The following is a 12686-nucleotide window of genomic DNA, read 5'->3' as shown; positions in this document are numbered from 1 at the left end:
GGGTCATCCCTGGTCGTCGTGGTGCTGCGTACGAGAGGCGCTGGGCGCTGCGGATGCGTAGTACGGGTGGCCCGGGTGCTGGCGGGCCGCCTCGATGGCCTCGCGCAGCACCTGGCGGTCGTCGAAGGCGCGCACCACGCCGGCGATGTCCTGGCCCTGTTCGTGGCCCTTGCCCGCCACGACGACGGTGTCGCCGGGCTCGGCGCGGGCGACGGCCGCGGCGATGGCGATGGCGCGCTCCTCCTCGACCAGTACCGTGCCGCGCTCGTGGGTGGGCACCTCGGCGGCGCCGGCGAGCATCGCGGCCAGGATCGCCAACGGGTCCTCGGAGCGCGGGTTGTCGGAGGTGAGCACGGCGGTGTCGGACAGCCGGGCCAGGGCCGCGCCCATGGCGTGGCGCTTGTGCGGGTCGCGGTCGCCGCCGCAGCCGAGTACGGCGTGCAGCTTGCCGTCGGTGACCTTGCGCAGGGCGCGCAGCACGGACTCGACGGCGTCGGGCTTGTGCGCGTAGTCGACGACGGCCAGGTAGGGCTGGCCGGCGTCCACGCGCTCCAGGCGGCCCGGCACACCGGGCACGGCGGCGACGCCGTCGGCCGCGGTCTGCGGGTCGATCCCGGCGACGACCAGGGCGGTGATCGCGGCGAGCGCGTTGGCGACGTTGAAGGTGCCGGGCAGCGGGGCGGCGGCGCGCACCGCCTGACCCTCGGGGCCGAGCGCGGTGAACGTCGAGCCCAGCGGGCCGATCTCGACGCCGGCGGCGCGCCAGTCGGCGTCCGGGTGGCCCTCGGCGGAGAACGTGGTGACCGGGATCTGGGTCTCGCGGGCGAGCCGCTGCCCGTACTCGTCGTCGAGGTTGATGACCGCGGCCCGGCTGCGGGCCTTGGTGAACAACTGCGCCTTGGCCCGGTAGTAGTCCTCCATGTCCGGGTGGAAGTCGAGGTGCTCGGGGCTGAGGTTGTTGAAGACGGCGATGTCGAAGACGCAGCCGTCGACGCGACCGAGCACGAGCGCGTGGCTGGAGACCTCCATGGCGACCGAGCGCACGCCGCGCTCGCGCATCACCGCGAACAGCGCCTGCAGGTCGGTGGCCTCGGGCGTGGTGCGCTCGGACTTGATCCGCTCGTCGCCGATGCGGGTCTCCACGGTGCCGATGAGGCCGGTCAGCTCGGCGGCCCGGGCGCCCTCGTTCCGGCCCGCGGGCGCGTCCGACGCGTGGTCGGCCGCCAGGGCGGCGCGCAGGCCGCCCTCCATGAGGTACGCGGTGGTGGTCTTGCCCGAGGTGCCGGTGATGCCGATCTGCAGCAGGTCCTCGCCCGGCTCGCCGTAGATGGTGGCCGCCAGCGCGCCCATTCTGGCCCGCGGGTCCGGTACGACCAGCGCCGGGAGGCCGGCCGCCGCCACCCGTTCGGCTCCCGCCGGGTCGGTCAGCGCGGCGACGGCTCCGAGGTCGGCGGCCTGGGCCGCGAAGTCGGCGCCGTGTACGCGGGCGCCCGGCAGCGCGGCGTAGACGTCGCCGGGGCGTACCGCCCGGGAGTCGTGGGTGATGCCGGTGGCCTCGGCGCCCTCCTCGGTCGCCGCCGGGGCCTCGATACCGAGCTGACCGGCCAGCTCCGCGAGGGGGGTGGGGCGGACCCGTACGGGGCGGGGCGGACCCGGGTAGACCGGGGCGGCGTCCTTCTGGGTGGTTTGAGACTGATCAGCGTGTGGCACGGCGGTGAGCGTACCGGGCCCATGGGGTCCGCCGCGAAATGAGGGGGGCCGGGGCCCGGCGCTCGCGGGGCCCGGGCGGACGGCGGCGGACCTCGACGGGGCGGGGGTCGCGGGGCGCCCGGGCACGCCGTCGGGGCCCGCGACGGACGAGGCGTCGCGGGGGTTTTCCCGTGGGCCGAACGGGGGGTGCGCCGGGGGCCGCGAGCCGTGGTTCCCGGGGCCGGGGGTGATCGTACTCACGGCGGCCCGTGCTCACTGTCCGGGCTGGTAGGTGACGGGCAGCCGGGCGGGCTGCTTGCCGGTGGGGGCCACCCGCATGGTCTTGAGCGCGAACTCCATCACCTGCTTGTAGATCGGGCCGCAGACCTGGCCGCCGAAGTAGCTGCCCTTGGTGGGGTTCTGGACGGCGCAGTAGACGGTCACCCGTGGCTTGTCGGCGGGCGCGAAGCCGGCGAAGGAGGCGGTGTAGCCGTGGTAGCGGCCGGTCTTGGGGTCGACCCGGTTGGACGTACCGGTCTTGCCCGCGACGCGGTAGCCGGGGATCTTGGCCTTCGCGCCGGTGCCCTCCTCGTCGTCGACGACGGACTCCAGCATCCGGGCGAGCGTCCTGGCCGTCTTCTCGCTGACCACCCGGGTGCGCTGCGGCTCGGGCGCGGGCGTGAACCGCCCGTCGGGCCCCTTGGTGCCGCGCACCAGCGTCGGTACGACCCGCTCGCCGCCGCCCGCGATGGTGGAGTACACCGAGGCGGCCTGGACGGCGTTGAGCGACAGGCCCTGCCCGAAGGGGATCGTGTACTGCTGCGAGGCGCTCCAGTCCCCGGGCTTGGCCAGGATGCCGGCGGTCTCGCCGGGGAAGTCGAGCCCGGTGGGCTGGCCGAGGCCGAACCGGCGCAGGTAGGAGTAGAGGACCTCGTTGGCCTCGGGCTGGTTCTTGCCCAGTTGCTCGGTGGCCAGGATGGTGCCGATGTTGCTGGACTTGGCGAGCACGCCGTTGAGCGTCAGGTACCAGGTGGGGTGGTCGATGTCGTCGGCGAACGCGCGGTCGGCCCGGGGCAGCCGGTTGGGCACCACGACCCGGGTGTGCGGGGTCGCGGCGCCCTCTTCCAGGACGGCGGCCAGCGACATGAGCTTGCTGGTGCTGCCCGGCTCGTAGGCGTCGGTGAGCGCCGCGTTGCCGAGGGCCGCCGGGTCGGCGGCGGAGACGTTGGCGGGGTCGAAGCCCGGCGCGTTGGCCAGCGCGAGGATCTCGCCGGTCCGGGTGTCCTGGACGACGACGTAGCCACCGTCGGCCTTCGACGCGCGCACCTGGTCGCTGATGGCCTTCTGCGCGGCCCACTGGAGGTCGCGGTCGATGGTCAGCTCGACGTCCGAGCCCGGCACGGCGGGCTGCTCCTTCACGTCCGCGGTGGGCACCTGCCGGCCGCCGGACTGGGCGTAGACGCGCTTGCCGTCCTTGCCGGCCAACTCGGTGTTGAGCATCTGCTCGATGCCGGCGCTGCCCTTGCCCTGGGCGTTGACGAAGCCCAGCACGCCGGCGGCGAGGTCGCCGTTGGGGTAGACCCGCTTGCTGTGCCGCTCCCGGTTGATTCCGGCCAGCACGTTGACGCCCCGGCCCTTGGCCTCCTTGTCGGAGAGGGCGCTCTTGAGGTCCTTGATCTGGTTCCACACCTGCGGCGTGCGCTGCCGGGCGAGCACGGCGTACTTCGACTTGGGGTTGGCCGTGAGCCTGCCGACGAGCTCGCGCTCGCTCACGCCCAGGATCGGCGAGAGCAGCGCCGCGGCCTGCTGCGGCGCGTCGTTGACCTTGGCGCGCTCGGGGGTGAGCAGGTCGGGCGCCGCGGTGATGTCGTACGCGTCCACGGTGGTGGCCAGCTCGACGCCGGTGCGGTCGGTGATCGACCCGCGCTCGGCGGCGAGGGTGACCGGGATGTAGCGGTTGACGTTGGCCTTGGCGGTGTAGGCGTTGGCGTCCACGGCCTGCACCTGGAGCAGCCGCACGACGAAGGCGAGCATCACGAGCGTGAGCGCGAGGCTCACCAGGCGCAGCCTCGGGCGCGGGTTGCGCAGCCGCGACGGCGGACGGCCCGAGCCTCCCGCTCCGCCCGAGCCGCCGCGTGGCCTGGGCGGCCGTGGCCGCCCGGAGCCCGGCCGCTCCGGGGTGCGGCGCCCCGCGGCGGGCGCCTTGGGTCGGGCGGGGCGCTCGCGCTCCGCCTCCCGCCGGTTGCCGGGCGCGCGCTCGGCCTCGGCTCGGCCCGCGTCGCGCCGGCGCGCGTCGCTCGGGCCGGGGCCCGCCGCGTTCGCGCCGGCGCCCTCGCGCCGCTGGCGCGCGCCCACGCGCTCGCCCCGCTCCCCGTCCGCGTACGGCGGCCGGGGGCGGGCTCGGCCGGGGGCCGCCGCGCGCTGCTCGCCGCCGGTGCGTTCCTCGTCCCGGGGCCGGACGACGCCGCGCGGCCGGCCCTCATCGCCCGGTCGCGGGGTGGCGGGCCGGCCGGCCGGGCCGTACGGGCCCCGCGCGCGCAGCCGCTCCGCGTCCCCCTGCGGGGCGCCGGCGGCCGGCGGGCGGACGCCGCGCGCGCCCGGGCGCGCCCCGGGCGCCTGGCCCGGCGCGCGCTCCGCGCGGCGCGGGGGCTCGCTGGCGTAGGGGCGTGCGCCGTCGCGTCGGGGCGCCGCGTCACGGGGGCCGAGTGGGCCGCGCGGGCCGCGCGGCGCGCCGTCCGCGCGGCGGGCCCGCTCGTCCGGTCCGCCGCGCTCGCGTGACACGCCCCGCTCGCGTGGGCCACCGCTCTCGCGCGGGCCGGCCCGCTCCGACCGCTCGTCCCTCGGGAGCGGGCGTCCGCGCCCCGCGCCGTCGGCCGGGCGTCCGTCGTCGCGCCGGGCGGCGCCGCGCGGGCGCGCGGGACCCGTGCCGCCGTCCGCTCGGCCCGGCTCGCGCGGGCCACCGGGCGCGCCCTGCGACCGGCGGGCCTCGCGTGCCGCGCGGCGCTCCTCCCACTCGCGCGCGCCCCGTGGGGGTCCGCCGTCGCGCGGCTCCCTCGGCGTCCGGTCACCGCCGGCGCCGCCGGCGCCACGACGGTCGCGGGGCGCGCGCCGGTCGCCCGGCTCGCGGGGGTCTCGCGGCTCCCGGCCGGTCATCCGCGGCCTCCGTCGTCGATGTGCGGCACAACGTCACCTGCCGAAGGTCGGGGTGGAGTTCGCTGGTGGAGCGGCGCCGGGCGCCGGTGGCTGGCCGACGGGCGCGGCGCCCGGGGCGGCGTGGCCGGTGGCGGGCGCGGTGGCCCCCGGGCCCACCGTGGGGCCGGAGGGGGTGGGCGTCGGGGTGCCGGGGAGGGACGAGGGGGCCGGGGCGACGGGGGCGGGTGCGGCCTCCGGCCGGCTGGGCGTCGTGGTGGTGCCCGGGCCGCGGGTGGGGCCGGACGGGGCGGGGGTCGGTGGGCTGGACGGCTGGAGCGCGGGCGGCAGCGCGGCCGTCGGGCCGCTCCGCGTCGTCGGCTCCTTCGTCGCCGGCGCCGGCACGCCGCGCACCGTGCCGTCCGGGTTCAGGAACGCGGGGCCGCCGCCCGGCACCAGGCCCAGCTCGCGGGCCCGCCGCTCCAGGGTGTTCGGCTGGGCGAGTTCGTCCACCTCTTGTTGCAACGCCTGCTGCTCGTCCGTCAGGTCGTCGGTCTGCCGCTCCAGTCGGCTCAGTTCGAAGGAGCCCTGGTTGAGCGAGGAGTTCAGCACCAGCAGCGTGATCAGCCCGGAGCCCAGGAGGACGACGACCAGCAGCACGAACGGGGCCCGCCGGGCCGAGCCCCGGCCCGTCGGCCGCAGTCGGACCAGCCGGTTCATCCGGCCGTCGCCGGTGCGCTGCCGCGGGCCGCTCACGGGGCCTCCTCGCGGATGCGCTGCGCACCTCGCAGTCGGGCCGGGGCGGCGCGCCGGTTCTCGGCCACCTCCTCCTCGGAGGGCAGCTCGGCCCCGCGCGTGAGGAGTTTGAGGCGCGGCTGGTACTGCTCGGGCACGACGGGCAGGCCGGGCGGCGCCGTGCTGGCGGCTCCGGCCGCGAACACCTGCTTGACCAGCCGGTCTTCGAGGGAGTGGTAGGCGAGTACGGCGATCCGGCCGCCCACGGCGAGGCGGGACACGGCGGCCGGGATGGCCCGTTCGACGCTCCGCAGCTCGCCGTTGACCTCGATGCGCAGCGCCTGGAAGGTGCGCTTGGCGGGGTTGCCGCCGGTGCGCTTGGCCGCCTGGGGCAGCGCTTCGCGGATCAACTCGACCAGCCGGGCGCTGTTGGTGAAGGGTTCCTTCGCGCGCTCGCGCACCACGGCCTCCACGATCTTGCGCGCGAACTTCTCCTCCCCGTACGTGCGCAGCACCCGCACCAGATCGCCCGGCGGGTAGGTATTGAGCACCTCGGCGGCGCTGATGCCGGTGCTCTGGTCCATCCGCATGTCGAGCGGGGCGTCCTGGGCGTAGGCGAAGCCACGGTCGGCCTCGTCCAACTGCATGGAGGACACGCCCAGGTCGAAGAGGACGCCCTGCACGCGCGGGACGCCCACCCGGTCGAGGACCTCGGGCAGTTCGTCGTAGACCGCGTGCACCAGGGTGGCGCGGTCGCCGTACGGGGCCAGCCGCTCGCCGGCGAGCCTGAGCGCGGCCGGGTCGCGGTCGAGCGCGATGAGCCGGGCGGCGGGGAAGGTAGTGAGCAGCGCCTCGCTGTGCCCGCCGAGCCCCAGCGTGCAGTCCACCACCACCGCCCCTGGTTCGGCGAGCGCCGGAGCGAGCAGATCCAGACAGCGCTGGAGCATCACGGGAACGTGGAGAGCGTTGCTGCTCATGCGCCCTTCCAGGGAGGGTGAGGGGGTCGCGTGCCGCCGGGTCCCCGCCCGCTCGCTGAAGGGGAAGCGGCCTACTGGCGCCGGGGAAGTGACGTCAGGCGGCCGGGAGCGGGAGGAGGCCGAGTGGCACGTACACGCCGCACACGCGGGAGGTTTGTCGATGTGAGAAGGGGAGCGCCACGTCTCCCACTTCGCGTCACTTTAGTCCACTCGTCCCTTCGGTCAACCAACTGGCCAGCGCGTCTCCCGCCTGTTCTTCGCCGCCTGATTCACCCGTCCGGCGCAGCCAACCACTCCCTGTGGGTTACCTCACATAGGGCCTGGTTGATCGGCTTTACCCCGCCCTCTCGCGGCATTTCGGGCCGGCGCCGGTTACGGTCGTGCCATGTCGACCTCTGCGCCCTCACCGCTGCCCCCTCCCCCGGACAGTGACAGTGCCGCCGTGGGTGCCGCCGTGGGAACGGTGACCGACGCCCTCGTCGCCGCCAACCAGCGCTACGCCGCCTCGTTCGCCGATCCCGGCATGGACGCCCGCCCGGTGCGCCGCGTCGCGGTCGTCGCCTGTATGGACGCCCGCGTCGACCTGCACGCGGCGCTGGGTCTCGAACTCGGTGACTGCCACACGATCCGCAACGCGGGCGGTGTGGTCACCGACGACATCATCCGCTCGCTGACGATCAGCCAGCGGGCGCTGGGCACCCGCAGCGTGGTGCTGATCCACCACACCGACTGCGGCCTGCTCAGCCTGACCGAGGACTTCCGGCACGAGATCGAGGAAGAGGTCGGCCAGCGCCCCGCGTGGGCGGTCGAGGCGTTCCGCGACCTGGACGCGGACGTACGGCAGTCGATGCAGCGGGTACGTACCTCGCCGTTCCTGCCGCACACCGACGACGTGCGCGGCTTCGTCTTCGACGTGACCACCGGGCTGCTGCGGGAGATCACCCCGCGCTCCTGAGCCAGCCGCCCGAGCCCGGCCGGCTGGGCGTCGCCCACCCGACCACCTCGTCGCGCGGGGAACCTGCGATCATGACGAGCCCGCCAGGCGACCGGGCCGCGCACGCCGCCCCGCCACGGGCGGCGATCGCGATGAGAGCACCACAACAGCACAGTCAAATCCGCCGCAACACCCCCGCGTCCGGCATTTCGCCCCGAGTTATCCACAGGCGAGTGACGGGGAGTGGCAAGGGCGGCAAGAATGCCTACGTGACATCACGCCCCGCCACCGTGGAGTGGTGTCGGTGTTTGGGGTGGGCCGGTCCACAGCGTGGACGCGGCTCGGGGAACGGGCCGAGGAGGGCCGGGTGACGACCTATGACGATCGAGCGAGCCTCAGTGATCTGACCGCCACAGCGGATCGAGTCCGCAGGTCGGTGGAGGAAGTGATCGAGGGCAAGCCCGAGGTCGTGCGCCTTTCGCTGACCGTGCTGCTCGCCGAGGGGCACCTACTGATCGAAGACGTGCCGGGCGTGGGCAAGACGATGCTCGCCAAGGCGCTCGCGCGCTCCATCGACTGCTCGGTGCGTCGCATCCAGTTCACCCCCGACCTGCTCCCGTCGGACATCACCGGGGTGAGCATCTACGACCAGCAGCGCAAGGAGTTCGAGTTCAAGCCGGGCGCGATCTTCGCGCAGATCGTCATCGGCGACGAGATCAACCGCGCCTCCCCCAAGACCCAGTCGGCCCTCCTCGAATCGATGGAGGAGCGGCAGGTCACCATGGACGGCGAGACGTACGAACTGCCGAGCCCCTTCATGGTCATCGCCACGCAGAACCCGGTCGAGATGGAGGGCACGTACCCCCTGCCGGAGGCGCAGCGGGACCGCTTCATGGCCCGGGTGTCGATCGGCTACCCGCACCCCGAGGCGGAGCTCCAGATGCTCGACGTGCACGGCGGCGTCTCCCCGCTGGACGACATGCGGCCGGTGGCGCACGCGCACGACATCGTCAAGCTGGTCGACGCGGTGCGCACGGTGCACGTGGCCGAGCCCGTGCGGCGCTATGCCGTGGAGCTCGTCGGCGCCACGCGACACCATCCGGAGCTGCGGCTGGGCGCGTCACCACGGGCCACGCTGCACCTGGTGCGCGCCGCGAAGGCAGCCGCGGCCCTCGCCGGCCGGGAGTACGTGCTCCCGGACGACGTGCAGGCCCTGGCCACCCCCGTGCTGGCGCACCGCCTGCTGCCCACGGCCCAGGCCCAGCTGGGCCGCCGTACCTCGGAGCAGGTCATAGGCGAGATACTGCACCGCACGCCGGTGCCCTCGCCGTACGGCCAGCAGCCTCCGGGCGCCCGGAGGGCGTGATGTCCGCCGGGGGGACGTCGGTGGACCGGGACCCCGGGCTGGGGGGTGTGCACGCGGCGCTCGCCGGGTTGACGACGCGCGGCAGGTCCTTCCTCGCCGCCGGCGTGGCCGCGGCGCTGTGCAGCTTCGTGCTCGGCCAGGCGGATCTGCTGCGCGTCGGGCTGCTGCTCATCGCGTTGCCGCTGGTCTGCGTGGCCGTGGTCTACCGCACCAGGTACCGGGTGGCCGGCAGCCGGCGGCTCGACCCGGGCCGGGTGCCGGCGGGCTCGGAGGCCAGGGTGCAGTTGCGGATCGACAACGTGTCCCGGCTGCCCACGGGCGTGCTCATGCTCCAGGACCGGGTGCCGTACGTGCTGGGCCCCAGGCCCCGCTTCGTCCTCGACCGCGTCGAGACGGGCGGTCGCCGCGAGGTCTCCTACCGGGTCCGCTCCGACCTGCGCGGGCGCTATCCGCTGGGGCCCCTGCAACTGCGGCTGACCGACCCGTTCGGCATGTGCGAGCTGACCCGCGCCTTCAGCGGCTACGACACGCTCACGGTGGTGCCGCGGGCCGAGCCCCTACCCCCCGTGCGACTGTCGGGCGAGGCCGCGGGGTACGGGGACGGCAGGCACCGCTCGCTGGCGCTGGCCGGCGAGGACGACGTGATTCCGCGCGGCTACCGGCACGGTGACGACCTGCGCCGGGTGCACTGGCGCTCCACCGCGCGCTACGGCGAGCTGATGGTGCGCCGCGAGGAGCAACCCCAGCGCGCCCGCTGCACGGTGCTGCTCGACACCCGCCGGGTGGCGCACCAGGGCGCGGGCCCCGACTCCCCCTTCGAGTGGGCCGTCTCCGGCGCGGCATCGGCCGCGGTGCACCTGCTGGAGCGGGGCTACTCGGTGCGGCTGCTCACCGACACCGGCAGCTCGGTGCCCGGCCACGACGGCGCCGGCGGCCACGCCAGCGCGCACGACTCGGCGGACGCGGCCGGACTGGTGTTGGACACCCTCTCGGTCGTGCGGCACTCGGACGGCGCCGGGTTCTCCCGCGCCCACGACGTGCTGCGCGGCGGCAACGAGGGCCTGCTCGTCGCCTTTCTCGGTGAGCTGGACGAGGAGCAGGCGTTGCTCGTCGCCAGGATGCGGCAGCGCAGCGGCGTGGCCGTGGCGTTCGTCCTCGACGGCGCCGCCTGGGCGCGGGGCGGGGCGTGGACGCGACCGCGGCACCTGGACGAGCGGCTGCGCCTGTTGCGGGACGCCGGCTGGGCGGCGCTGCCGGTCGCCCCCGGGACGCCGCTGCCCGAGCTGTGGCGGCAGGCGGATCAGTATCGAGCGCAGCACGGTGGCGTCACGGCGCCCGGCGCGGCGGACGGAGGCTGGGCATGAGTGGAAGCGCCCGGCTGGCGCTGTGTGCGACGCTGGCCACGCTGGCGGCGAGCTGTGCCCTGCTGCCGCTCGTGGACGGCTCCGGCTGGCTCCTGCAGGCGATGGTGCTGCTCGGCGTCCAGGCCGTGATCGGGGTGCTGGCCCGCCGGGTGCCGCTGGCCCGCCCGCTGACCATCGCGGCCCAGGCCCTGGCCGGGCTGCTCCTGCTGACCCTGGCCTTCGCGCGCGACCAGGCCGTCGCGGGCGTGCTGCCGACCCCCGCCGCCTTCCGCGAACTGGGCCGGCTGCTGAGCACGGGCGTCGACGACGTCGAGCGGTACGCCATCCCGGCGCCCAGCACCACCGGCATCGAGCTGCTCCTCATCGGCGGCGTGCTCGTGGTCGGCCTGGTGGTGGACGCGCTCGCGGTGACGTTCCGCAGCGCCGCCCCCGCCGGGCTGCCCCTGCTCGCCCTGTTCTCCATCGCGGCCGGCCTGTCCGACGGCGGCTCCGACTGGCTGTGGTTCCTGGCCGCCGGCGCCGGCTACCTGGTGCTCCTGCTGGCCGAGGGCCGCGACCGGCTGTCGCAGTGGGGCCGCGTCTTCACCGGCGGCACGGGCCCGCGCGGCCAGGGCCGGGCGTCCTCGGGCCTGGACGTGGGCAGCACCTCTCCCTCGCCGGTGCGCACGGGGCGCAGGATCGGCGTCCTCGCGCTCGGCATCGCGCTGGCCGTGCCGGCCGTGCTCCCGTCGCTGGACGGCGGGCTGCTCGACCAGCAGGCCGGCAACCGCACGCGGGGCAACGGCACCGGCGGCACGATCTCGGCCGTCGATCCCGCGGTGTCGCTGCGCGAGAGCCTCAACCAGCCGGAGGACAAGGAGGTGTTGCGCTACCGCACCTCCAGCCCCGAGACCCGGGACATGTACCTGCGCATCGTGGCGCTCGACAAGTTCGACGGCTCCTCGTGGAAGCCGTCCGAGCGCCCCGTGCAGGACATCCCCGACATCCTCCCCTCCCCCGCCGGACTGGGCCCCGACATCCGCACGAACCCGGTCGAGACCCAGCTCCAGGCGGCCGACTGGTACGCGCAGAACTGGCTCCCGATCCCCTACCCCGCCTCCGAGGTCCGCCTGGACGGGCGCTGGCGCTTCGAACCCGAGGGCCGCACCATCGTCGGTGACCGGGGACAGACCACGCGCGGCATCCAGTACGCGGTATCCAGCCTGGCCGTGGACCCCACCGCCGCCCAGCTCTCCCAGGCTCCGCCGCCACCCCCGGAGCTGCTCCGCGAATACACCCAGGTGCCCGACTCGCTGCCGTCGGTCGTGGCCCAGACGGCGGACAAGGTGACCCGGGGCGCGAGCAACGCCTACGAACAGGCCGTCAAGCTCCAGGACTGGTTCTCCCTCGAGGGCGGCTTCCGCTACGACACCCAGGTGGAGACCGGCAGCGGCAGCAAGGCCATCGCCCGCTTCCTGCGGGACCGGGAGGGCTTCTGCGTCCACTTCTCCTTCTCCATGGCGGCCATGGCCAGGACGCTGAACATCCCCGCGCGCGTCGCCGTCGGCTTCACCCCCGGCACCGCGCAGACCGACGGCTCCATGTCGGTGGGCCTGCGGGACGCGCACGCCTGGCCCGAGCTGTACTTCGAGGGCATCGGCTGGACGCGCTTCGAGCCCACCCCGAGCCGGGGTACGCAGCCCGACTACACCATCGAGGAGCTTCCCTCGGACGACGGCTCGGCCCAGCCGCTGCCGCAGCCGAGCCGTTCGACCGAGCCGTCCCCCCGTCCCTCGCCGTCGGAGAGTTGCACGGTCGACATGAAGCGGCTCGGCGAGTGCGGCGGGCCCGCCCCGAAGGAGCCGGACGAGGACGACAAGGACAGCGGGTTCCCCTGGGTCAGGGTCACGCTGATCGGCGGAGGTGCGCTGGCCGCCGTGGCCATCCCGCTGCTGCCGCTGCTCTGGCGGGTGCGGACACGGTCGCGGCGGCTGGGTGAGTCGGCCGGCCGCACCCCGGAGGCCGCCACCGCGCGCACGGTGGCCGCCTGGCAGGAGCTGCTGGACACCGGCTGGGACTACGGCATACCCCCCGACGACTCGCTGACCCCACGCAGGGCCGCGGCCCGCATCGTCGGCGTGGGCAAGCTGACTGGACCACCGGCGGAGGCCGCGCACCGCGTGGCGGCGGCGGTGGAGGAGACCTGGTACGCACCCCGGCCACGGCCGGCGGCGGGCCTGACGGAGGACGTACGACTCGTGGCGGCGGGGCTGCGCGAGGCGGCCACCAAGCCCGCGCGGCTGCGGGCCCTGTTGCTGCCCCGCTCGGCCTCGCGGATCACCGAGCAGGCCGCCCGGCGCTGGGCCGAAGTGCTCGACCGCTGGCGCACCTCCGCCTGGCAGCGCAGGCTCAGCAACCTGCGTTTCCCGAGCCGGCAGCGCGGCTGACGCGGGGCGCCCGGCGGGTGGTTCGCCGGCCGGGCGGCCCGGGGCCAACCCCGGCGGTTGGCTGTG

Annotated in this window: 8 protein-coding genes; 4 read left to right on the top strand and 4 right to left on the bottom strand. The window is 75.3% G+C overall.

What is annotated here, in order from left to right:
• Nucleotides 1-3 precede the first annotated feature (3 nt).
• From AC3CHW_RS27270 to rsmH, 4 genes are all read right to left on the bottom strand, one after another.
• Nucleotides 4-1710: a UDP-N-acetylmuramoyl-L-alanyl-D-glutamate--2,6-diaminopimelate ligase gene (locus AC3CHW_RS27270; RefSeq protein ID WP_488468222.1), complete on the bottom strand. Its 1707-nt coding sequence runs from the start codon at nt 1708-1710 to the stop codon at nt 4-6.
• 252 nt (nt 1711-1962) lie between these two features.
• Nucleotides 1963-4044, bottom strand: a complete 2082-nt coding sequence (locus tag AC3CHW_RS27265; protein ID WP_488471183.1) for a peptidoglycan D,D-transpeptidase FtsI family protein — start codon at nt 4042-4044, stop codon at nt 1963-1965.
• An 831-nt stretch (nt 4045-4875) separates the two neighbouring features.
• Nucleotides 4876-5574 (bottom strand): cell division protein FtsL, encoded by a 699-nt coding sequence (gene ftsL / locus AC3CHW_RS27260; RefSeq protein WP_488468221.1) that lies wholly within the window; start codon nt 5572-5574, stop codon nt 4876-4878.
• Nucleotides 5571-6530 (bottom strand): 16S rRNA (cytosine(1402)-N(4))-methyltransferase RsmH, encoded by a 960-nt coding sequence (gene rsmH, locus AC3CHW_RS27255; RefSeq protein ID WP_176161151.1) that lies wholly within the window; start codon nt 6528-6530, stop codon nt 5571-5573. Before rsmH ends, ftsL begins: the two co-directional genes overlap by 4 nt.
• 385 nt (nt 6531-6915) lie before the next feature.
• Here rsmH and AC3CHW_RS27250 point away from each other — a divergent pair, with 385 nt between their 5' ends.
• The 4 genes from AC3CHW_RS27250 to AC3CHW_RS27235 all read left to right on the top strand — a co-directional run bounded on the left by AC3CHW_RS27250 (nt 6916) and on the right by AC3CHW_RS27235 (nt 12620).
• Nucleotides 6916-7485, top strand: a complete 570-nt coding sequence (locus tag AC3CHW_RS27250) for a beta-class carbonic anhydrase (RefSeq protein WP_398607758.1) — start codon at nt 6916-6918, stop codon at nt 7483-7485.
• Nucleotides 7486-7831: 346 nt separating this feature from the next.
• Nucleotides 7832-8830, top strand: a complete 999-nt coding sequence (locus AC3CHW_RS27245) for an AAA family ATPase (RefSeq protein WP_176161153.1) — start codon at nt 7832-7834, stop codon at nt 8828-8830.
• Entirely contained in the window at nt 8830-10194 is a 1365-nt protein-coding gene (locus AC3CHW_RS27240) for a DUF58 domain-containing protein (RefSeq protein ID WP_488468220.1), read from the top strand. The genes AC3CHW_RS27245 and AC3CHW_RS27240 overlap by 1 nt, the downstream gene beginning before the upstream one ends.
• On the top strand, nt 10191-12620 hold the full coding sequence (locus tag AC3CHW_RS27235; RefSeq protein ID WP_398607760.1) for a transglutaminase TgpA family protein: 2430 nt from the start codon (nt 10191-10193) through the stop codon (nt 12618-12620). Before AC3CHW_RS27240 ends, AC3CHW_RS27235 begins: the two co-directional genes overlap by 4 nt.
• The last annotated feature ends 66 nt before the right edge of the window (nt 12621-12686 follow it).

This window comes from Streptomyces sp. MGP-BFMKR1 (assembly GCF_057766585.1).
The sequence above is the reverse complement of the archived record's forward strand: the minus strand, read 5'-3'. Positions and strand labels throughout refer to the sequence as shown.